This window comes from Deinococcus multiflagellatus (assembly GCF_020166415.1).
In the GTDB taxonomy this organism is placed as follows: domain Bacteria; phylum Deinococcota; class Deinococci; order Deinococcales; family Deinococcaceae; genus Deinococcus; species Deinococcus multiflagellatus.
In genome coordinates this window covers 153,685-174,197 of the sequence record NZ_JAIQXV010000003.1, presented here as the reverse complement: position 1 = coordinate 174,197, position 20,513 = coordinate 153,685, and the positions used below count along the sequence as shown (strand labels likewise).

The window sequence follows — 20,513 nt, the reverse complement described above, 5'->3', positions numbered from 1 at the left end:
GGGGCACGAAAGCCCACACAACTCGTGAATTCGTTCACAGGAGCAAACACATGAAGACCCTCATCCTCGGTGCTGGTTACGCCGGCCTGGCTGTCGCCACCAAACTGAAGCCCACCCCTGGCCTGGAAGCCCTGATGGTGGAGCAAAATGCCTACCACACCTTCGAGACCCGCTTGCACGAAGCGGCGGCCCACAACACCCGCGTGACCCTGCCGCTGACGCCCCTGCTGCGCGGCACTGGCGTGGCGCTGGAGCAGGCCCAGGTGGACCACGTGAACCTCGACGACCGCGAGGTCAAGCTGAAAGACGGCCGCGTGCTCACCTACGACGCCCTGGTGGTGGCGCTGGGTTCGGTCACGAACTTCTACCGCATTCCGGGCCTGGCGGAAAACGCCGCCGAGCTCAAGCAGCTCAGCGACGCCGACGAGATCTTTAACTTCGTCAACCGCGCGTTTTCCAGCGACTACCAGGGCAACCGCGACATCGTGGTGGGCGGCGCTGGCCTGACCGGCGTGGAACTGGTGACCGAACTGGCCCAGCGCGCCCAGCTGCTCAGCAAGGAGCGCGGCCTGCCGCCCTTCAACATCTACCTCGTGGAAGCCGGGCCCAAGATTCTGCCCATTCTGGACGAAGGCCTGCGCGCCAAGGCGCAGAAGACGCTGGAGGAGTACGGCATTCACATCCTGGTGGGCCACCGCCTGATGCAGGCCACCGCCGACACCGTAACCGTGCAGACCGCCAGCGGCGAGCAGAAGATCATCGAGGCCGGCAAGATCATCTGGACCGGCGGAATTCAGGCGCGCGACATCGTGAGTGGCAGCAAGCTGGAAAAAGGCCCCGGTGGCCGCATCGCCGTGGACGACAAGTTGCGCGCCAAGGGCTACCCCGAGGTGTTCGTGATTGGCGACATGGGCCTCGCGCTGAACCAGGACGGCAAGCCGGTGCCCACCACCGCCCAGCACGCCGGGCAGCAGGGCCGCCTGACGGGCAAGAACATCCTGCGCATGGTGCGCGGCGAGGAGCTGGAACCCTACGAGCCCACCACCCTGGGCGAGTTCGTGAGCCTGGGCGGCCTGATGGCCGTGGGCTGGATGAAGCTGCCCTGGAACCAGAAGCTGGCCATCACGGGCGGTATTGCCCACGTCATGAAGCGGGCCAGCGAGTGGCGCTGGCGCGCCAGCATTGACTGAGACGGGTGCCCGTCCCCAAACCCCTGCCCTCTGGCGGGGGTTTTTTTGGTCCTGCCGCCTCTCCCCTGCCTGAGCCATGTGGCCTAGCGGCGCGCATCTGCGGTCCCAGCGCCGGGCGCCACTGCCTACACTTGGGGCATGTCCCGACCCTGGATGCTTTTGGCCCTGAGCGCACTACTGTGCAGCTGCCAGGGCACGTTCGACGCCCACAACGCGCGCCGCGCCGAGAAACTGAAGCAGGACAACGCCCTGTACTACCGCACCGAATGCATTGAAGCCTTGGAACGGACCCGCGCCGTCTCCGCCACGCAGGCCCTGCCCGCCGGGCTGAACGGCCAGACCTGCGCCTCGCCGCTGCTGGGCGACTACGCGCTGGGTGCCGAGCTGACGTCCACCGTCAAAACCAGCCGCATCACCCTGGACCCGCAGCGCCTCAGCGACTACACGCTGGTGGTAACCAGCCTCAGCGGCCAGACCTACGACTATGTGGACCGGGGCGACGCCGAAGCGGCGGCGGAGCAGGCCGGCACCTTTGAGGTGAACCCGGCAGACGTGGTGACCCCCGCCGAGCCGGGCGAGGCCAGCGGCCCCACCGTGGACGAAACGAGCCCGTAACTGGATCGGCTTGACTTGAGGGCTGCTCCGGGGCGAACCCCGGGCGGCCCTCAAGTCGCTCCGAGCGGTTGACAAAAGACCCCCTCACCCCTCGTTGCGGCGCCGCTCTTCGAGTCCCACGAGAGGAGCGCGTCGAGACCCAACATCCTCTTGATGGCATCTGCTCGAAGTGAACTTAGGAAGGCTCCGACACAGTGGGCATGAGCAGGGAAGCTTATGAGCCGCCACTGTCAGAGGGAAGGGTGTCATTCTCCTGTCAGTCCCGTGACTGATCCCGCATGGCCTGACCGTCTCTGCCCAGCAACCCGCCGCTTCAAGTGCCCTCTCCTACCCCCCACGGAAAGCCCCAGGGGTTGGCGTGGGCGCGGGCGTCCACGGTGGCGGCGTCGTGGGTGTGCACTGGCAGGGGAAAGTCCGCTGGGCCCACTGGCACCCGCAGCAGGGGCACGGCAGCCTGCGCGCTGACCCAGTGGGGTTCGCGCACGCGCCCCAGGCCCGGCCAGTCGTAGGGCGGCATGGGCTCAAAGCCGGTGCGGGGCAACACGTAGACCCAGCCGGGCACCAGCAACGCGGGCCCGCCGAGGTGCAGCGGCCTGCGCGGCGCCAGCGACAGAAAATACCCGGTGGGCGACCAGCCCCCCTCCTGCCGCACCTGCACCGCCATATTCAGCATGCGCGCCGTGCGTACCCGGTCGCGCAGGGCGTACATCATGGCCCACAACCCATCCGAGGCCGCGAACACGCCTGTACGCTTGCTGAAGTCATCGGCACTGAGGTCATGGGGCGTTCGGGGCTCAAAGCGGGTAAGGTTCGCCTGCGCAGACCCGTGCAACAGGAAACCCTGGCCCGCCAGCCACTGCAGGAAGTGCCAGCGCGCGACCCCGGCCGGCAGCAGGTCCGGGTCGCGGGCGGCCCAGGCCGCCTCGAACGCCCTATAGGCCGAGGCCGACAAAGAAGCCTCTGGCGCGAGAGAAAATGCGGGCAGCATGGGTGCAGCCTGCCACAGCTGAACCGCCCACACATCCGCCATCCACTCCATAGGCAGACTGGGCTTGACAATCCTCCTACCCAGACGGACTATGTAGACAGACAAGGCTTTGTTGGGACGGCAGCCGTGCGGGACGCCACGCGGTCAACGTCCACCCCTCCCCCCCCATTCTCCCCTTTTCCTGGAGCCCCCATGAACCCCGATCTGCTGCGCGGCAACCTCGACCTGATTCTGCTGACCCTGCTGGAGCCCCAGCCTCTGTACGGCTTTGCCATTATCCAGGCGGCCCGGGAGCGCACGCAGGGATACTTTGATTTCAAGGAAGGAAGCCTCTACCCGGCCCTGCACCGCCTGGAGGCCGAGGGGCTGCTGGCGGCGCAGCCCGGCGAGGTGGGCCGCAACGGCAAACCGCGCAAATATTACGCGGTCACCGATCAGGGGCGGCAGGTGCTGCAGGCCAAACGCCAGGAATTCAGCGCCTTTACCGACGCGGTGGCCCGCCTGGGCCGGAGCGGTACGTGACCGCCCCGGCACATACGTGCGCCCCGGCCCTGGACGCCTACCTGCGCCGCGCCACCTGGGGCCTGCCGGAACAGCGCCGCCAGGAACTGTGGGACGAACTGGAAGAGCACGTCCTGACCCGCACCGACCACCTGCTGCTTTCTGGCCTTTCTCCTCAAGACGCCCTGACCCAGGCCCTGCGCGAACTGGGCCCCCCCAGCCGCGTGACCCTGGGCATGGCCAAGGTGTATTCCATGCCTAAACTCTTTCTTGCCGCCACCACCGCCGCCCTGGGCCTGAGCGCCACACTGTACGCCCTGGCGGGTGGGCGCGAAATGACCTTTACGCTGCCCGTTCTGACCCAGCAGCCGGTGAAACCCTCCTGTGTTCGGGGGACGGTCCCCACATCAACCGGCCTCACCATCGTCAGCCAACAGGGTGGGGTGACGTGCTACACCTTCAATGACGCCAACGCCTACAAAGGCGTGTTTCTGAGCGGCACTGACCTGCAGCAAGCCATCAACGCTCAGGGTGGCAAGGCGACCTTGCAAGGTGCGCGCCTGTCCATTGACCTGCCTGGCCTCACCACAGACGGCGGCGATCTCAATGCCTTGTTCACCAAGGACGGCACACCTTACTACGCCGCGGCCACCGTCGTTGGAACCCTCAGGACGCCTCTGCCAATGACGCTCAAAGACTTCAAAGCGCCGCAGGTTCAGATTGGCAATCTCAAGCTGCAACTGGGACAGCCGGGCACCAACGTGGGCCGGGCCTTTTACAATCCGCTGGCGCTTCACCTCGTCAGCCGGTTGCTTTCTCAGGACGACGCCACACCCCTCAGGACAGTTTCAGGTGGGTGGTTCGCGGCGGCACCAGGGGAAACGCCGCAGGGGCCTGCCCACGTTGTTCAAACCGACCTTCCCAAAGGCGAAGTCGTGATGCTCGTAACCAAGCGGGCCGGAAACGCTTTCATGGCCGACACCGCCGAGGTTCAGGCCGGGGGAAGCGTCAGACTACAAAGCGAAGCTAAAAACATACGGTTTGTGAATGATCCGGCGCAGTTGGGTCCTTACGCGAGCGGCGGTCAGATTAATGCCCTGCTGGTGCAGATCAGCAATACGCCGCTGAACGAGCTGCCCTCGGCCATCTTTCTGCCCAAGCAGGCGACCAGCAGCGCCCGCTAACCCCCCTGGCGCCCAGACCATTCTTCCAGCAGGTACTGGAGTCTGGTCTGGGCGTTTTCCTGGCTGCCGTACACGCTGCGCCGCAATTCGCCCCCCGGCGCAAAGGCCAGCCAGTGCGGCGTGCCCTCGGTCTGCCACGCGCGGGCGAGGTCGCCGCTGAGGTCCAGGGCCACTGGAAAGGGCAATTTGGCGAAATCCCGCGCGAATTTGACCAGCGTCGGCTCAACCGCTTCGCGCGGCAGCAGGCGGTGACCGAAGCTGGTGTGCACCGCCAGCAATTGCACCTGCGCCCCAAACTCGGCGTGCAGCCGCTTCAGGAAGGGAATGCCCCGTGAGACACAACCCGGGCATTCCAAATTGAATGTCATCACGAGACCCGGCTGGGGCCACTCGGCCGGTGGGGGCACGGCGTGGCCATGTACGAAGTCGGGGGGAGCGGGCCAGTCCATACGCGAACCCTACCGCGCACCACGTCACGAAGACATGAATACTGCGCCAACCGGCGCAATCTTGGGCTGAGCCACCTGGCGCAGATTCGCATCAACCCCACTTGCCCCTTCCGGCTTAGCTCCCTGTGCAGATGGACAGTCGGCTTTCTAAGCCAATTCTGTCATTTGCGTAATAGATGACATTGTTCTATAATCTACATATCCGCTATCTACGGATCGGCGGGCTTGTGCCGCGTGCCAGAGTTGGTCTCTCTTTCCTGACTCTCCCAAACGGCCCTACCCAGAACCAGCGTTCCAGCGTGCGTTGACGCCCGAATCGTCGCAACCGACGAGGGCGCTCGCTATGCGGACGTGACGACCTCCCTTGTTCTGCCTGACCCGTAGGCAGCCTCTCCACCAGCAGAGGTGATTATGTTATTTACGTATTTTTTCCAAGCACTAAGATTTATGTTGCCTTCGTTCGACGCTGACCATGGGACAGGGGATTGGCAACCTTCCTAACTCTGCTTGCTTCGCTTGAATTCGCTGCATTGAAGGCCCTTATTCTTTCTGCGTGCCAGCGTCTGACCTTTTGCACCTTCAGGATCTGCTAGAGAGAGGAGAAACGGAGTTGCTGGCTATTCACGTGATTCAACAATCGCGGTCCGTGACCTCTCAGGACGATCCTCTCGTTCTACGCAAGTTTTTAGCTAAAGTCCCACAATCGTGGAGGAAGCAGGGCACCTGGCCACTTGCTCTGGCCTGGGTCGGTCTCAGAGCGGTTGACTCGGACCTGATTCAAGAAGCCCTGGCCAATGGTCTCAACGTCCATGTTGACTTTTTCCTGGGCATCCTGGCCGGGCGGCGCAGTGAGACCCAACGTGCCGCCGAGCTGGCCGCAGCAGAGTGTTCTGGTCAGGATCCCGTGCTTCGCGCCATTGCTTTACAACTCGCCGCTGGCGCGGCGCGGGCGCGGCGGGACCCGGACTGGGAGGCCGCCTTCCACCGCGCGATTGAAGGCGCGACAGGACGCGACCGGGGTATTGCGCGGTGCCGCTACGCAGGTGCTCTGAGTGAGTTCCCTGGCCGCGCCAAATCGGAGTACATCAAAGCGTTACCGGATTTACGCAGTGACCATTACAGCATCAGCGAGATCTGGAACCGCGTCGCGTACATCGACCTTCACGCCGGACAGTATAAAGACGCAGCCCACGCCTTTGATCGCGCGCTAGAAGCTTCCTTGCGTCAAAAAGAGCGCCGATCAGACGGAATCATCTATGTCGGGATGGGGTCTGTTTTTGGGGCCTTAGGCGCTTATCCGCGTGCCCTCCATCAGTTCAGGAAAGGGCTGGGCCAGAGCGCCAGCATCAGCCAACACTACGAGATGCGGATCGCCATCGCGTTGACGCTGGCGGCGATGGGCCTGCGGGCACAAGCGCTAGAAGAAGCCACCCTGATGGCCGCCGAGGTGGCCGAGGCAGCCACAGAGCCTCAGCCATGTCTCTCGATCCTGGCCGCCATGCGCCTGCTCAACGGCGACGTGCCCGGCGCTGAGGAAGCGCTGGCACAAGCGCCTATACACAATGAGCTTGACCGTCTGCGCTGGCATGTGGTGCGCGCTGAACTGGACCGCCGGGCCGGGAACGCGGCAGGGGCGCAGCGGTCCATGGATCAGGTGAATGTCAACCTGATGCGAAATGTCCGTAGCACGGGCCGCCTCTTCCCCGAGGTGTATACCCTGCGCGGCGTGGTGATCGACACGCCGCCGTGGACCGTGCGCTGCAGCCTGGCCGGCCCTGTGCGGCTCTGGATGTACGACATCGAATTGCCGCTGCGCTCCACCCGCCCCGCCGCCGGACTGCTGGCGCTGCTGGTCACGCACGGCGGCCGGGTCTCGCGCGAGCGGGCGCTGGACGCCCTGGACCTGCCCGGACGCACGCCAGACGCCCGCCGCAAGGCCCTGAGCGCCGCTGTGGCCGAACTGCGCGAGGTGCTGGGCTGGCCGGAATCGGTGGCTGTGCAGGGGGGCGTGCTGGCCCTCAGCGAAGAACCGGTGTGGCTGGAGCCGGAGTACCCAGCCCCAGGCCGCGAGGACCTGTTCTGCGAGGGGCGCTATGACCCCTGGGTGCTGGAGTGGCGATCTGAGCGCCTGATACTCAGCTAAAGCGACAGGAGAATCGCTTCTCAAAAACACGGACGTTTCGTGGACACCCGCTGCGCACAGTGGAGGCATGTCGGTGCCCCTCCAGCCACACGATGAAGTTCCACTTCCTGAGCAGCTGTTCCGCCTTTCGCGGCTGCTGCGCACGGCCCCCAGGTCGGCTGAAGACCTGGCCGTTGCCACCGGGCAATCGCCCGAGACCACGCAAGCCCAGCTAGGACTGCTGCAGACCCTGGAACCGACCTTGCAGGTGCTGCCGGGCACGCCGCCGCTGTACGTGATCACCGGGGACTGGACGGCCGCCGAGCGCCTGACCCTGCGCCGGGGCCTGGGCGCCCTGGCCGAACGCGGCGCCGAACCCACCGCGCCGCTGCGCGAGCTGGCCGCGCGCCTGAGTGCCCCGCTGCCCGCCCACGTTCAGGCGGCGCTGCCCCCGCTGGCCGTTCCCGCCCAGCAGCCCCTGCACCTGGCCGAGGTGCTGCCGCTGGTCACCCAGGCGTGGCTGGACGGCCGGGGCCTGCGCTTTGACTACCTGCGGCCGGGCCGCGCCCACTCGCGGCGGCGCGTGACGCTGCAGCCCGTGCTGGTGCACGCGCACCCGGTCACGCTGGAGCCGCTGCTGACGGGCCGCGAGACCACTGGGCGCCGCGCGCAGCGCACCTTCCGCCTGGGCCGCATGCTGGGGGTGACGGTGCTGGAGGGGGCCCCCACTCCGGCGCCTGTGCCGGCCCCGCCCACGCCGCAGGGCCCAAGCCTCACCGCGCAGCTGCGTTTTGTGGGGCGGGCCCGTCTGCAGGTGCTCGAAGGCCGCTTTGCCCATCTGAGTGAGCCTCTTATCCATGCCGACGGCAGCGTGGAGGTCACCCTGCAGGCGCCAGCTGGCAGCCGCAGCGTGCTGCCCTGGCTGCTGAGCTGGGGCGCTGGGGTTCAGGTGCTAGGCCCCGCGCCCCTGCGCGAGCAGTGGCAGACCGAGCTGCGCGCCGCGCTGGCCGCTGCCGAGGCCGCGCCGCCAGCCGACGCTGGGGCTGCCTGATCAGGGACCCCTCTGATGGAACAGCCAGGGTGGGAAGAGCGTCACTCTGCTTTCTTATCGCCGTCGTCCTGTCTGTTCTGGTGTTCGCTCGCCAGAAGCTCTCCGAGGCTGCGAGTCCGCTCGCTCCTCGCCTTGGGCTCACCTGCGTTCCGTCTGAGGGACTACCTGTCAGGCCAAGGGGGCCCGCACGGATGGATACCGTACGGGCCTTCCTGACTGGCTTTAGTCCTGGGCCTCCTGGGCGTCGGCCCAGGCGGTCACGGCCGCGCTCTGGTAGGCGGCCAGCCCCGGGCGGGCCTGATCAATGGTGCGGGTGAAGCGCTCGTCCTGCACCCACATCTGGGCCAGGCCGCGCATCATGGCGGGGGGGGCGTCGTAGTAGCGACTGTGGATATGGGCGTGGTGCTGGGCGGCCACCGCCTGCGCCTGCGGGCTGTGGGGCGCCGCGCCCGCGTCCATCAGGGCCACGTACTGCCCCTGGATGCCCTGCATCTCGGCCTTGATCGCCTCCCAGTCGGCCCTGGTGTAACGGCCCGTGCGGGCCTTGCTCTGACGGTAGGCGTCAGTCTCACCCCAGCGGGCCTGGACCTCGGGTTCGTACTGTTCGGGATCGAAGCCGTCAAACACGGCCTTCACGTCTTCATTGCTCATGGGTGCTCCTGGTGCGTTCAGCATCGCCTGAACGGCGTCAATGGTGGCCTGGGTGCGCCGCTGCCCTTCTTGCAGCAGCAGCAGTTGCGTTTCCAGCGCGCGGCGCTGCTCGGCGGGCGGGGCGTCCAGCAGGCGCGTGACCTCGGCCAGGGGAAAGCCCAGCTGGCGGTAGGTCAGCGCGGCGCGCAGCCGGGCCAGATCGGCGGGGGTGTACAGGCGGTAATTGCCCTCGCTGCGCTCGCTGGGGCGCAGCAGCCCAATCTCGTCGTAGTGGTGCAGGGTGCGCACGCTGATGCGGGTCAGCCCCGAAACCTCGCCCACGGTCCAGCGGGGGTTCTGTGTGGGGTCCAGTGGCCCTCACCTCCTTTCTGTGGGCAGCGTAGGCCCTGACGCCGCGTGAGGGTCAAGAGGGGCTAAAAAAAGTGGCACAGTGGGGGGCATGGTGAGTGGTCTGTCTCCGGCGCCCGGCCCACGGCTGGTCGGCCAGGCATGACCACCCCCAGAGAGCACGCCGAATTTCTGCGGCCCGCTGGCCTCGTGGGCGTGGAGGTGCTGCGGGCGCACTTCATCACCCACGCGTACCTGCCGCACGCCCACGACACGCTGGCCGTGGCCCTGATCGATCAGGGCGCCGAGCGGTACCGCTACCGGGGCGAGGCGCTGGTCGCCACCGCCGGACAGGTGGCGGTGGTAGTGCCCGGCGAGGTGCATACCGGCGCAGCCGCCACCCCCGAAGGCTGGCGCTACCGCGTGGCCTACCTGGACGCCGCGTGGCTGCCGCCCGAGGTATACACCCACGGCTTTCGCGCCCCCGTGCTCAGCGACCCCGAACTTCGGGCCGCGTGGCAGACCGCCCACGCGGCCCTGACTGCCCCTGGCGCCACGCCCCTGGGCCGCGAAACGCTGCTGCGCGGGGCCCTGGACCTGCTGCTGACGCGCTGGGGTGGAGCCAACTGGCGGCCCCCGCGCGCCGATCCTGCCGCCGTGCGCGACACCCGCGCCTATCTGGACGCCCACCCGGAAACCAATCTGAACCTCTCGGCGCTGGCCGCGCGGGTGGGCCTGAGCCCCTCGCACCTGTCGCGGTCCTTCCGCGAGGTGGTGGGCGCGCCGCCCCACGCCTACCTGCTGGGGGTCCGGGCCGCGCGGGCCCGCGACCTGCTGCGCGCCGGGCAGGCGATCAGCGACGTTGCCCTTGACCTGGGATTTGCCGATCAGGCGCACCTGACCCGGGTATTTCGCCGCGTGATGGGGGTGCCCCCTGGGGCCTACCTGCGCGCGCCGCGCCACAGCAGCATTGTTCAAGACAGCGACCCTGGCAGGCGATAGTGTCACGCGCATGAGCGCGTTCTGGCAGGGGTTTCGCCTTCTTCTTCCGCTGTGGCCGGGGATGATTCCCTTTGCAGTGGCCTACGCCGTCACGGCGCGCGGCGCGGGCCTGAGTCTGTGGGACACCTGCCTCATGAGCCTGACCGTGTTTGCCGGGGCCAGCCAGTTTGCGGCGGCCGGGCAGTTCGTGGGGGGCCAGTTGCCGCTGGCGCCCGCCCTGGCACTGGTAGGCACCACCTTTTTGCTGAATGTGCGGCACCTGCTGTACGGCCTGAGCCTGTCACGCACCTTGCCCCTGCGCGGGGCCCAGCGCGCTGTGGCTGCCCAGTTCCTGACCGATGAAGCGTTCGGCATGGTCACGGTGGCGGGCCAGCGGGGCGCCGCGCTGGGGTTTGCCTTCCTGCTGGGCGCCGAGCTGAGCCTGTACGTGGTCTGGAACGCCTCGACGCTGCTGGGCGCACTGGCCGGGCAGGTCCTGCCCTCGCCGGCCGCGCTGGGGGTGGGCGTGATTTTCCCGCTGGCCTTTCTGGGGCTGCTGGTGCCGCTGCTGGGCAGCCGACACGCGGGCGTGGTGGCGCTGGCCGCTGGGCTGGGGGCCTGGGCGCTCTCGGGGCGGGTGCCAGGGGGCGTGCTGATTCTGGCGGTGGGGGTGGGCGGCGCGCTGCTGGGGGCGTGGCTGACCACCCGCCGCGCGAACGGGGCCGCCGCATGAGCGCCTGGGCCGTCATCCTGCTGATGTGGGCCGTGACCTACCCGCCGCGCCTGCTGGGCCTCCTGCTGGGCCGCGTGCAGTTGCCGCCGTTCTGGCAGGCCTTCCTGCGCTTTGTGCCGGTCAGCGTATTTGCCGCGCTGATCGTGCCCGAGGTGCTGGGCAGTCCCGAGTGGGCGCGGCGACTCCTCGGCGTGGGCACAGCGGGGCTGCTGTATGCGCGCGGGGTGGGGCTGGCCCCGGGGCTGCTGGTGGGCTTCGGGGCCTACTGGGCCGCGCGACTGGCCGGGCTGTAACCGCGTCCCTGTCCACGGCGGCGCCCGCGCTATGCTGGGCAGCGCATGACGGCTCAAGGCGGCAAGGTCATTGATGGAAAATACGAGGTCCTGCGCGAATTGGCCGTGCAGGGGCCGGTCACGCTGTCTGAGGTGCGCGCCGCCGAGGGGGTCACCCGGCAGGTGGCGTGGTTCACGGTGGCCTCGCCCGCCGACCGCCAGGCGTTTCACACCTACCGCGCCGCCCTGCGCGCCCTGGCCCCGGCCGGGCTGACCGATGTGGTGGCGCGGCCCGGGGCCTACTACGCGGTGTGGCAACCCGTGGCCGGGCAACCGCTGGAAGCGGCGCTGGCCCAGAAAGGTCGGGCGCAGGAACTGGTGGAGGGGGTGCAGGCGCTGGCCACCGCACTGGCCGCGCAGGGCTACGCCCTGGATGACGCCACGGTGGTCGTGGACGGCACAGAGGCGCGCGTGGCCTACCTGACCCCGCTGGCCACCCCGCGCACCCCCGAGGACATCTCGGCGCGCAATGCCCGCACCCTGGCCCCGCTGAAGGGCGTGAAGGTGAAGCGCCCGCGTGAACCGGGCGGCTGGCTCACCTTTGTGCCGGGCCTGCTGCTGCTGGGCGGGGCCGTGTATCTGGGCGCGCAGGCCGTCCAGATTTACCTCAACCCCCCCGTGCGCGAGGTGCTGGGCGTCACGGGCCAGGAGGCGCGGGCGGCGGCCAAGGTGCTTGTGGGGGCGGGTTTCCGCGTGAACTTCGTTGAGGGGCAAGCCGGGGGGCGGGCCATCGGCTCGATCATCCGGCAAGAGCCCCCGGCGGGCACCAACCTGCCGGTGGGGCGCCTCGTGACCCTGACGATCAATAACCCGCCGGCCATTGAAGTGCCGCGCCTGGAAGAAATGAATCTGGCCCAGGCGCGCGACGCCCTGAAAGACCGCGCCATGGCGGTGGGCAAGGTGGTCAAGGTGGACGGCACCCTGACCAGCACCCCCGAAGGCCGCATCGTGGCGCAGCTGCCCGAAGCGGGGTCCAGTGCCCAGCAGGGCCAGCCGGTGCAGCTGATGGTGAGCACCGGCATTCAGGGCAAGGACACCTTCTTGCCCAACGTGGGCGGCATGACCTTCGAGCAGGCGCGCGAATACGCCCGGGCCGCCGGGCTGGTGGTCACCACCGTGGTGCCGCAGCCCAGCGACGCCCGCGAAGGCACCGTGCTGGAACAGTCGCCCGCACCTTTTGCGCGGGTCAAGGTGGGCAGCCCGGTCAAGCTGACGGTGGCGGCGCCGCGCTACAGCGCCCCCAGCCGCCCGGCCGGCAGCCTGCCCCTGCCGCCGGCCCCACTGCCTGAGGAACCTGTGACGCCTGCCGAACCCGAACCCGCCCCCGGCGAGGACACGGCGCCGCAAGACGTGACACCCACCCCCACGCCGCAGGAGATTCCGGCAGAGCCCGCCCCCGCCCCCCGCACGGTGCGCTTTGCCTACACCTTCCCCAGCGACCTGCCGGAAGGCACCTACACGCTGGTGGTGCGCGACGATACGGGTGAGCGCCCCCTGGACTTCCAGTACGACGCCGCCGGCCTTGCCGGGCAGTCGGCCAGCGCCACGGTGACGGTGACGGGCGACGCGGTGTTCGTGGTGCAGCGCGACGGCCAGGATTACCTGACCGTCACGCCGGGCAGCCCATGATCTACCTGGATTACGCCGCCACCCACCCCATGACCCCGGCGGCGCTGGCGGCCTATGCCCAGGCGGCGGCGCTGCCCGGCAATCCTGCCAGCGTGCACGCGGCCGGGCAGGCGGCGCGCGAGCGGCTGGAAGAGGGGCGCGCCCGCGTGGCCGCCGCCCTGGGCGTGGACCCGCGCACAGTGACGGCCAACAGCGGCGGCACTGAAGGCGACAACCACGTCCTGTTCGGGGTGGCGCGCGCGTGGCAGGACGCACGCGGGCGCCCCGGCCACCTGATCACCACGCCCACCGAGCACTCGGCGGTGCTGGCCCCGGCGCGGGCCCTGGCGGCGCAGGGCTGGGCGGTGACGTGGCTGACGCCAGACCGCTTTGGCCGCTACGACCCTGCCGAACTGGCCGGTGCCCTCCGGGACGACACCGCGCTGGTGTCCATTCACCACGCCAACAACGAACTGGGCACGGTGCAGGACACAGCGGCGCTGGCCGCTGCGGCCACCGGGCGCGGCGTGCCGTACCACACCGACGCGGTGCAGGCCCCTGGGGTGCTGCCGCTGGACCTGCTGGGCTGGGGGGTGAGCTACGCCACCTTCAGCGCCCACAAGTGGGGCGGGCCCCGGGGCGTGGGCTTTCTGTACGTGCGCCGGGGCACGGCGCTGCCGCCCGTCACTCTGGGCGGCGGGCAGGAAGGGGGCCTGCGCCCCGGCACCCAGGACACCGCCGGGGTGTACGCGGCGGGCGTGGCGCTGACCGAGGCTGAGGAGAGACGCCCAGCCACCCACGCCCATCTGCTGGCCCTGCGCACGCGTTTTCTGAACGCTGCTGCCTCTATTCCGGGCCTGCGGGTGAACCATCCCCCGGACGGCAGCCCCAAGGTGGTCAGCGTGACGGTCCCTGGCGCCGACGGCGAGGCCCTGCTGATGAACCTGGACATGCTGGGCGTGTGCGCCAGCGCGGGCAGTGCGTGCAGTGCCGGCACCATGCAGCCCAGCCATGTGCTGACCGCCACCGGCCTGAGCGAAGCCGACGCCCGCGCCTCGGTGCGCTTCAGCTTTGGGGCCGCCACCACCCCGGCCGAAGTGGACGCCGCCGCCGCCGCGCTGGCGCAGGCAGCGGCGTGGAGCCAGGTTTAGCCAAGGCGCCCGACGTTGATCTGGAGCTCAACCAGGCGAAGCGCGTCTCCAACCTAGGACGTTGAATTGGAAGAGAAGACTGTTCGGTGCCTTCCTGAACAGTGGCGAAGCCTGGGCCCTGCGTCGTGTCGCCCGGGCCCTCACGTGCCGCCGCCCTTCATGCGGCCGGTGCTGAAGGCTTCGGCGCTGACCATGCTTGCCCTGAAAACGCTACAAGGGCCGAAGCTGGTTGGCGAAAAAGACGCCACGTCCATATAGCCGATATTGGTTAACTTCAGACGCCGGGCTTCATCCAGAAAACCCTGGGAAGCGAACGTTGGATGCCACGGCGAAATGGCCAAGCGAAACAATGGCGGCACGTCCTGCGGCAGCCTCAACTCGTATCGCTCGATATGGCTGACGACTTCCTCGCCTTTATAACTCAGTCTGGTTTTAAATTGAGATCTTTTCCGGTCGAAGTAATCATGTGGCTTCCCCAGCTGAAGGACATAATACGGCGTTGGTGTGTGAAATCTCTCGCCGTCTTGGCAGAACTCGACCGGGTAAGTTTGTAATTGCACATTCGAGAGTGAGCGCGCCACCTCGTAAAATTTTTCGGAGACGACAAGCAGTGAGATGCTGGTGGTTCGCAGCCAGTCAAGCTCGACGATTCTCTTATTCCAGACTTCGAATTGAAAACGCACTGTCCCAAGAGACTCGCCTAAATCGTAAGCCCTTGAATCAAAGGTGAAGTCCGAAGTCAAGGTAATGTCACTCGGAATTTCCATATCCGTCCACACTTCGCTTGACCGATTTTCGATGATATAGACCTGCTCACTCATTTAATTCGTCCCTTGCCACCACTCGTGGTCTCAGACATCATGGGCACCTTGCCATCGAGAATCCGCTGCTTCAGCGTGGCCTCAACGGCCTGAAGCTCGAAGCGGAGCGCGGCCTGTAACTCGGCCAACCGGGGATGACCTGAATTCCAGGTGGACATCGGCCCGAAATCTGCTTCCAGGGTCTGTTGAGAGTTTTTGAGGGCCGGGCGCACCACCGTTGCGTCATAGTCGGCGTGGTGTGACCAGTGACCGACTTCCTGGCCGTCGAGCAACCGGTACAGCTTCTCCATCGGCATTTCATGGTAGTTGGTCATGCGGTCCGGGCTATACCCAATCAGCTCCATCGCCTTGACACACAGCGGCTCGGAGGTACTGACCTTATCGGGAATGAGGTGGTGCAGGGTGTGGCCGTCGCGGCCAAAATCGATGTCCGGGCGCGCACCGGGGTCCAGCTGGTACTTCTGAATGTAATCGTACGTGATACGGTTGGTGGGATTGACCTGCACGGTGCCGTCCGGGCGAACCAGCAGAATCGCGGACTTCATATCGAACGTGCCGTCCGTGTTCAGGCGCCCGACCACCTTGCGCCCGCCCTCCACCTCAAAAGTCACGTAGGGGTCGGGCAGCGCGAAGGCGTCAAAGGGCTTGCCCAGTAGCGCTTCGATTTCATCGTGGTTGGCATAGAGCTTCTTGCGCCCTTCAAGCAGGCTGTCATCCACGATGGTGCGCCCGTCGGCGCGCGGGGCGGCCTGTTGATCGTCCTGGGACAGACGCTGAAGATCATGGGCTTCTTGCAGCAGTTGCTGCCGGCGCGGCGGGTTCGCCGGCAACGCGTCCGCCTCCTGAACGCACCAGTTCGTCCTCTCCTCGGGTTTGACGGCTTCGGTGTTCAGTTCCTAGCGTCGCCCAGCCAGCTCTGCAGGCGATTTTTTAGCTGCCCGAGCAGACTGGTTGCTGCCCAGGCCTGCACGGCGGTTCTGGCATCAAAGGTGCCAGCCTTTCGCACCGCACTGTTGCCTGATCCTTCAATTCGAAATCAATTCCAGGGGCAGCAGCGGCGACTGCACCGAAACCTTCAGGCCGCGCCGCTGGGCCAACGCGGACAACCCAAGAGCCGGCAGGCACACCCAGGCCACGGGCTTATTTCGAAACGCCTCGTCCTGGCGGTAGTGCTTGATATGCCGCTCCAGCGCCAGACGCACTTCATCGTTGAATCCCGCCTCGTCGCCGGACACGAGACGGGCCATCATGCCCGCCTCGCACTGGGCCACCTCAACGGAATACGCCTGATCTTCAGGGTCCAGACCCGGCGCCTGCATGGCGTCAAAAGCAGCCAGGATTTTTGTCATGGCGTCCGGCGAGCGGGTGTACATGGCTTGCGCGGCTTCGACCTGGAGAGTGCGGTAAGCGGGCGCTTTGGTTGAGGACGCCGCAAAAGTGGAGGCAAAAGACCGCATGAGGACTTCCTCCTTGAGGAACGGCTCTTCCCAAAGCAGGGTGAGGTAAAACGCTTTGAACCAGTGACCTGGCGAGGAAGAACTGGTGGGGCCGGTAGTCGTGCGCCCAATGCTCATTACGTCGCCGGGAGGCTTGGGAATCAGGACTTCTAGCTCTTTTGCACCTTTGGGAAACAGCGCGAGATAAAGCGCATATGCTTCGGCGTTTCCGGCCAACCACATCATGTCACCGCATTCGGAGTCCGACGCGCGTCCAGCGAGCACCAGCAGGGCGGCCAACGTATAAGCCTTTGTCGCCAACCAGTTGAGGTCATGCCCTTGCCTCTCTACGCCCGCCAGGGACTCGTGAACCGACTGACGGTACCAGACGATGTCTTCTTCTAAGGTCTCGAAAACGTAATCTTCAGCCAGAATGTGACTCACGGCGAACCTCCCAGTGGATTCAAGTCAAACTCACGCACCACCACTTGAGTCACATCATTTTTCACGGTCACTTGACCAGTTCGTCCGTCTGTCGTGCGTGTGGTCACGACGGGCGCCCGCACCTCCATATAGTTCACGCTGCCCTGCTCATAAGCACCGTCCAATGCCCGGCCGACAGATTTGAGTTCAGTGTTTCGGTTCTGAACCATATTTTTCAAGATATCGGTGAAATAGTCTTTGCTCCCCTGTTCAGCAAATTCGCCAGATTCGATGCGGCGGCGGCCCAGAGGACTCGAACCGCCTTTAGCCTCAATCACGATGTATTTCAGCTGACCGTTGGCATCCTTCACCCGCCACACCTGATCAAAGTCTCCTGAGCGTGACGGCGCCCCTGGCGGCGGGTAAATCAGATCAGACTCGGGGTATCGCCCCTTGATGTAACTGGTGCCAGCCAATTCGCCCAACCCACGGCTTTCCTCCCGAATCTGCTGCTCCAGCACTTTCATGCGCGCCAGGTCCGCTTCCGTAGCCCCTAGGCCCTTGAGTTCCAGCATGTCTCGTTCCTGCTGCGCCAACGCGCGGCGGTCCAGTCGCTCACGTACCTCGTCTTGCAACCTGACGTCTTGATTGTCACGCTGTCCCACCACTAGGTCGTTCTCCCAATCGTGTTTGGTTGCGTCGCCCTTCTTGGCTGGAATGGTGGAATCACCCGTGATTTCAAAGGCCCGACTGGTTTCGTTGTAACGCATCGGTGCGTTGTTCTTGCTAGCGTACAAGATAGGACGGCGCGCCCCTTCGCGGAGTACCCACTGGTAACCTTCGGGTGCATCGGGCCACCCGAGTTCCTTGGCCGCCACATGACCGCGCTTGAGCCGCGTGTCCACCTGCCCCACGGTGTCAGGCGTGTTCTCCACGCTGCTTTTGGCCTTCTGAGCGAAGTCCTTGGCATAGACATCTGCCAGGTCAGCCTGATCCAGCAGTTGCTGGCGTTTCAAGGAACCCTCGGGGAATTGTTTGGCCTGCTGGCGAAGATCAGCCCCTGTGGTCAGGTGCTTCTCCGCTTCGGCGGTCAGTCGAGCGCGTTCCGTGCCGGGTTTGGGACTGGTGGGCTCAAACCCCAGCAGCTCTTTCAATTTGGTGCGGGTGCGGCCCACCAGACTGTTCTCGGCCCGCAGGTCGCGGGCCACAGATTCGTGCTGAGCGCGGGTGGCAGGCGTGACCTCCGGCCCCACCTCCACGCGCGTGCGGCCCTCTGTGTATCCCTTGACCGAGGCGTGGTCGCCGCGTACGTGAGGATTTACCTCGGTGGGTACCACGCCGCGCCGGTTGCCGGTGACATTGTTCACCCGGTCGCCCAGATTCGCGCCGAAGTGTTCGCCCGCCGCGTGCGCCCGCGTCTGCAGTTGCCCGGCGCGGCCGGGCAGGCGGGTGGTGGCCGCGCCCACGCCGGTGCCAATGGCCATCATCATCAGGGTTTCGGGGTTGGAGAGGTTCTTCAGGGCGTCGCCCAGCGAGGCCCCGTTCATCAGGTCGCCCAGCACGTTACCGCCCAGGTCAAAGGTGGTGCCCACAGCGAACGTACCCGCCTTCTGGGTCAGGCCGCTGCCCAGCAGGCCCGCCGTGCTCAGCTTGCCTGCAATCAGGCCGCCCGCGCCGCCCAGGGCCCCGCCCACCGCGCCGATCAGGGCGGCCTTGCCCACGCCATCAAAGAGGCTCTTCTGGAACTTGGCCTCCACGCCAATATTGTCAATGGCGTTGTTGCCCATCTGAATCACGGCCCCGCTGGCAGCCCCCACCAGCGCGCCGCCCACCACGGCGCCAATGGCCCCGGCGGCGGCCCCGGCGCCCAGGGCCCCGGCCATCGCCCCCACCGCGCCGATCACGGCGGGGCCCGCCACCACGGCCACCACGATGATCACGGCGACCATCAGGGCAATCTTGACCCAGCCTTTCCAGCGCGGCTGCACCTGGGCGGCGGCTTTTTCGGCATTCTCGCGGATGGCCGCGTCTTCCTGCGGAAAGTTGCCGCGCAGGCCCTCGCGCAGCGGCGGCAGGGTGGCGCGCAGTTCCTCGGGCAGGCCCTTCAGGGCCCTGGCGTACAGCTTTTCCAGGCCCTGCTCCAGCGACTGTATGGCTTTGGCGGTGCTTTTCGAGTCCTGCTGGCTGCCCTGCGTGTGCGCCCTGGTCAGCCCCTGGAACAAGGAGAGGGCCTGCGAGACCACGGCCTGCGCCGAGCGGTCAAAGCCGCCTGCCTGCGCCGCCCCCTGCTTCAGGCCCGCCTGCGCGGTGCCCGCCAGCGTGCGCGCCGTCTGGTCGGCCCCCTGGGTCAGCCCGGCGGTGATGCGGGCCGTGCCCTGCGTAAAGCTGAGCTGCGCGCGGCGCACCCCCGCTGTAATCCCGCTCTGGGCCTGGGCCAGTGTCTGTTTCAGGGCGGCGGGGTCCGGCGGCTGCAGGTGGCCCACCTGTTGCCCAAACGTGCCCAGTTGGCCCTCCAGTTGCCCGGCCAGCGCCGCCACGCTGCGCCCCAGGGCGGCGCTGGCCCCGGTGGCCTGCTGCCCCAGGGCCGCGCGCTGCGCCTGCGCCTGGGTGGCAATGGCGGCGATCTGCGCGCCCTGGGTGGCGTCCAGGCCGCTTAAAGTGCCGGCCAGCTGGGCGCGCAGGGCGGCCTGGAGGCTGCTGTAGGCGCTCAGGGCCTGCTGCCGGGCCTGCCGCTCGCGGGTGCTGAGGCGGCGCTCGGCGGCGTCGAGGTGCTGTTTCAGGAGCTTTTCCGTGTCTTTCAGGGCCAGGTCAATGTTGTTCAGGTCCTTGTCGAGGCCGCCGCCCGGGGCGGTGAGCTTCTGGGCCTCGTCCTCGGCCTGTTCGCGGAAGCCGGGCGCGTAGGCGGCGCCCACCTCCCGCGCGGCCCCCGCGCGGGCCTTCCACTTGTTGTCGGTGAGGGGACCGTCCAGCAGGCTGTCGTCCTGGCCGGTCACGTTCGCTTCAAAAGCGCGGGCCTGCTCCTCGGCGCGGGCACGGGCCTGTTCGCCCACCTCGCTGCCCGCCTGGGCGTAGTCGGGCTTCAGGCGCTCGTATTCGGCACGCACGGCACTCTTCTGGGTCTCAGCAGCGGTGCGCGCACCCTGCAGGGCGCGGGTGTGCTCGGCCTGCAGCACTGTTTTGGCGGCCTGGGTCGCTGCGGGCAGGGCGGCCAGGGCAGCGGCCTTACGCGCGCCCAGCTGGGCCGTGGACAGCGCCGAGCGGGCGCGGGCCCGAGCTTTCTGGACGGCAATGCCACGGCGCACCGCCGCTTGCTGCGTGGCAGCAGCCCCAGATACCCGGGCGGCGGCGCGCGTGGCCTGGGCACGCACCTGCTTCTGGGCGCTGCCCGCGTGGCGCTGAACCCCAGCCACCTGGGCGTGGCCACGCTTCACAAAGGCGGTGGCCAGGGCGCTGGCGGCCTTGCGGCGGGCGGCCAGCTTTTTCATGGCGGCGGTGTGCGACACCCCGGCCGCCCGCAGCTGGGCCTTGTCCAGTTGGGGCGCGGCGAACTGCACCCTGGCAGGGCCCGTGGTCTTGGCCGGGACCGGCCGGGGCGCGGCGATATTCAGTGGGGCGCTGGGCAGGGGCGCGGTCTGGGCCTGAGGGACTGCCGCGACAGGGACCGGTTTGGGCGCGGCCAGGGGTGCGGGCGCCCCCTGCAAGGCTGGTGGCTTGAGCGCCTGCGTGGCGCGCTGCTGCGCCGACGCGAAGGCCTGGGCATGCTGGGCCAACCCGGGCGCGGCGCGGCGGGGGGCCGGCACCCGGCGGGCCTGCGCCCCCACCTGCGGGGCCCGCGCTGGGGGGAGCTTCGTCTGTTCGGGGGATGACGGCCCAGGGGGCGGCGCCTGCCCCGGCTTGGCGGCGGCGCGCTTGCGCTGATCGAACATGACTCACTGTACACTCAGCGCCAC

18 protein-coding genes are annotated in these 20,513 nt (G+C 67.4%); 11 read left to right on the top strand and 7 right to left on the bottom strand.

Annotated features, from left to right (window positions below; genetic code table 11):
- Positions 1–50: 50 nt before the first annotated feature.
- Both K7W41_RS05955 and K7W41_RS05950 read left to right on the top strand, forming a co-directional pair.
- A complete protein-coding gene (locus K7W41_RS05955; RefSeq protein WP_224605692.1) occupies positions 51–1,190 on the top strand; it encodes an NAD(P)/FAD-dependent oxidoreductase in 1,140 nt (379 codons plus the stop codon).
- A gap of 138 nt (positions 1,191–1,328) precedes the next feature.
- Entirely contained in the window at positions 1,329–1,805 is a 477-nt protein-coding gene (locus K7W41_RS05950; RefSeq protein ID WP_224605690.1) for a hypothetical protein, read from the top strand.
- Positions 1,806–2,118: 313 nt separating this feature from the next.
- Here K7W41_RS05950 and K7W41_RS05945 read toward each other — a convergent pair whose 3' ends face one another.
- Positions 2,119–2,793 (bottom strand): hypothetical protein, encoded by a 675-nt coding sequence (locus K7W41_RS05945; protein WP_224605688.1) that lies wholly within the window; start codon positions 2,791–2,793, stop codon positions 2,119–2,121.
- Between the two features lie 192 nt (positions 2,794–2,985).
- Between K7W41_RS05945 and K7W41_RS05940 the strand changes: the two genes are divergently transcribed.
- Positions 2,986–3,315: a PadR family transcriptional regulator gene (locus K7W41_RS05940; protein ID WP_224605687.1), complete on the top strand. Its 330-nt coding sequence runs from the start codon at positions 2,986–2,988 to the stop codon at positions 3,313–3,315.
- Positions 3,312–4,478 carry a permease prefix domain 1-containing protein gene (locus K7W41_RS05935; RefSeq protein WP_224605685.1) on the top strand — a complete coding sequence of 389 codons (1,167 nt, stop codon included), beginning with the start codon at positions 3,312–3,314 and terminating at the stop codon, positions 4,476–4,478. The genes K7W41_RS05940 and K7W41_RS05935 overlap by 4 nt, the downstream gene beginning before the upstream one ends.
- Here the strand turns inward: K7W41_RS05935 and K7W41_RS05930 are convergent.
- Complete coding sequence (locus K7W41_RS05930) at positions 4,475–4,927, bottom strand: peroxiredoxin family protein (protein WP_224605684.1); 453 nt, start codon at positions 4,925–4,927, stop codon at positions 4,475–4,477. The two genes, K7W41_RS05935 and K7W41_RS05930, sit on opposite strands and share 4 nt — an antisense overlap.
- Before the next feature lie 1,363 nt (positions 4,928–6,290).
- On the opposite strand from K7W41_RS05930, the gene K7W41_RS05925 reads away from it, so the two are divergent.
- Both K7W41_RS05925 and K7W41_RS05920 read left to right on the top strand, forming a co-directional pair.
- Positions 6,291–7,070 carry a hypothetical protein gene (locus tag K7W41_RS05925; protein WP_224605682.1) on the top strand — a complete coding sequence of 260 codons (780 nt, stop codon included), beginning with the start codon at positions 6,291–6,293 and terminating at the stop codon, positions 7,068–7,070.
- Between the two features lie 67 nt (positions 7,071–7,137).
- Positions 7,138–8,100, top strand: coding sequence for a helix-turn-helix transcriptional regulator (locus K7W41_RS05920; protein ID WP_224605679.1), 963 nt, complete (start codon positions 7,138–7,140; stop codon positions 8,098–8,100).
- A 222-nt stretch (positions 8,101–8,322) separates the two neighbouring features.
- Here the strand turns inward: K7W41_RS05920 and K7W41_RS05915 are convergent, their stop codons facing one another.
- On the bottom strand, positions 8,323–9,072 hold the full coding sequence (locus tag K7W41_RS05915; protein ID WP_224605677.1) for a MerR family transcriptional regulator: 750 nt from the start codon (positions 9,070–9,072) through the stop codon (positions 8,323–8,325).
- A gap of 168 nt (positions 9,073–9,240) precedes the next feature.
- Here K7W41_RS05915 and K7W41_RS05910 point away from each other — a divergent pair, with 168 nt between their 5' ends.
- Genes K7W41_RS05910 through K7W41_RS05890 form a run of 5 tightly spaced genes read left to right on the top strand, consistent with a single transcriptional unit; the run spans position 9,241 to position 13,883 of the window.
- A complete protein-coding gene (locus tag K7W41_RS05910) occupies positions 9,241–10,080 on the top strand; it encodes an AraC family transcriptional regulator (RefSeq protein WP_224605674.1) in 840 nt (279 codons plus the stop codon).
- A 10-nt stretch (positions 10,081–10,090) separates the two neighbouring features.
- Complete coding sequence (locus tag K7W41_RS05905; protein ID WP_224605671.1) at positions 10,091–10,792, top strand: AzlC family ABC transporter permease; 702 nt, start codon at positions 10,091–10,093, stop codon at positions 10,790–10,792.
- Complete coding sequence (locus K7W41_RS05900) at positions 10,789–11,085, top strand: AzlD domain-containing protein (protein WP_224605669.1); 297 nt, start codon at positions 10,789–10,791, stop codon at positions 11,083–11,085. The genes K7W41_RS05905 and K7W41_RS05900 overlap by 4 nt, the downstream gene beginning before the upstream one ends.
- A 45-nt stretch (positions 11,086–11,130) precedes the next feature.
- Positions 11,131–12,753, top strand: coding sequence for a PASTA domain-containing protein (locus K7W41_RS05895; protein WP_224605666.1), 1,623 nt, complete (start codon positions 11,131–11,133; stop codon positions 12,751–12,753).
- Positions 12,750–13,883: a cysteine desulfurase family protein gene (locus tag K7W41_RS05890; RefSeq protein WP_224605664.1), complete on the top strand. Its 1,134-nt coding sequence runs from the start codon at positions 12,750–12,752 to the stop codon at positions 13,881–13,883. The genes K7W41_RS05895 and K7W41_RS05890 overlap by 4 nt, the downstream gene beginning before the upstream one ends.
- Positions 13,884–14,023: 140 nt before the next feature.
- On the opposite strand, the gene K7W41_RS05885 is transcribed toward K7W41_RS05890, so the two are convergent.
- From K7W41_RS05885 to K7W41_RS05870, 4 genes are all read right to left on the bottom strand, one after another.
- Positions 14,024–14,704, bottom strand: a complete 681-nt coding sequence (locus K7W41_RS05885; protein ID WP_224605662.1) for a hypothetical protein — start codon at positions 14,702–14,704, stop codon at positions 14,024–14,026.
- On the bottom strand, positions 14,701–15,534 hold the full coding sequence (locus K7W41_RS05880; protein ID WP_224605661.1) for an AHH domain-containing protein: 834 nt from the start codon (positions 15,532–15,534) through the stop codon (positions 14,701–14,703). Before K7W41_RS05880 ends, K7W41_RS05885 begins: the two co-directional genes overlap by 4 nt.
- A gap of 195 nt (positions 15,535–15,729) precedes the next feature.
- Positions 15,730–16,584, bottom strand: a complete 855-nt coding sequence (locus K7W41_RS05875) for an immunity 49 family protein (RefSeq protein ID WP_224605659.1) — start codon at positions 16,582–16,584, stop codon at positions 15,730–15,732.
- Positions 16,581–20,489 carry a hypothetical protein gene (locus tag K7W41_RS05870; RefSeq protein ID WP_224605657.1) on the bottom strand — a complete coding sequence of 1,303 codons (3,909 nt, stop codon included), beginning with the start codon at positions 20,487–20,489 and terminating at the stop codon, positions 16,581–16,583. Before K7W41_RS05870 ends, K7W41_RS05875 begins: the two co-directional genes overlap by 4 nt.
- Positions 20,490–20,513 lie beyond the last annotated feature (24 nt).

What these genes read in the sequence shown, in the direction of transcription:
- K7W41_RS05955 (WP_224605692.1), top strand. Translation starts at nt 51, where the DNA reads ATGAAGACCCTCATCCTCGGTGCTGGTTACGCCGGCCTGGCTGTCGCC.
- K7W41_RS05950 (WP_224605690.1), top strand. Translation starts at nt 1,329, where the DNA reads ATGTCCCGACCCTGGATGCTTTTGGCCCTGAGCGCACTACTGTGCAGC.
- K7W41_RS05945 (WP_224605688.1), bottom strand. Translation starts at nt 2,793, where the DNA reads ATGCTGCCCGCATTTTCTCTCGCGCCAGAGGCTTCTTTGTCGGCCTCG.
- K7W41_RS05940 (WP_224605687.1), top strand. Translation starts at nt 2,986, where the DNA reads ATGAACCCCGATCTGCTGCGCGGCAACCTCGACCTGATTCTGCTGACC.
- K7W41_RS05930 (WP_224605684.1), bottom strand. Translation starts at nt 4,927, where the DNA reads ATGGACTGGCCCGCTCCCCCCGACTTCGTACATGGCCACGCCGTGCCC.
- K7W41_RS05925 (WP_224605682.1), top strand. Translation starts at nt 6,291, where the DNA reads ATGCGGATCGCCATCGCGTTGACGCTGGCGGCGATGGGCCTGCGGGCA.
- K7W41_RS05920 (WP_224605679.1), top strand. Translation starts at nt 7,138, where the DNA reads ATGTCGGTGCCCCTCCAGCCACACGATGAAGTTCCACTTCCTGAGCAG.
- K7W41_RS05910 (WP_224605674.1), top strand. Translation starts at nt 9,241, where the DNA reads ATGACCACCCCCAGAGAGCACGCCGAATTTCTGCGGCCCGCTGGCCTC.
- K7W41_RS05905 (WP_224605671.1), top strand. Translation starts at nt 10,091, where the DNA reads ATGAGCGCGTTCTGGCAGGGGTTTCGCCTTCTTCTTCCGCTGTGGCCG.
- K7W41_RS05900 (WP_224605669.1), top strand. Translation starts at nt 10,789, where the DNA reads ATGAGCGCCTGGGCCGTCATCCTGCTGATGTGGGCCGTGACCTACCCG.
- K7W41_RS05895 (WP_224605666.1), top strand. Translation starts at nt 11,131, where the DNA reads ATGACGGCTCAAGGCGGCAAGGTCATTGATGGAAAATACGAGGTCCTG.
- K7W41_RS05890 (WP_224605664.1), top strand. Translation starts at nt 12,750, where the DNA reads ATGATCTACCTGGATTACGCCGCCACCCACCCCATGACCCCGGCGGCG.
- K7W41_RS05885 (WP_224605662.1), bottom strand. Translation starts at nt 14,704, where the DNA reads ATGAGTGAGCAGGTCTATATCATCGAAAATCGGTCAAGCGAAGTGTGG.
- K7W41_RS05870 (WP_224605657.1), bottom strand. Translation starts at nt 20,489, where the DNA reads ATGTTCGATCAGCGCAAGCGCGCCGCCGCCAAGCCGGGGCAGGCGCCG.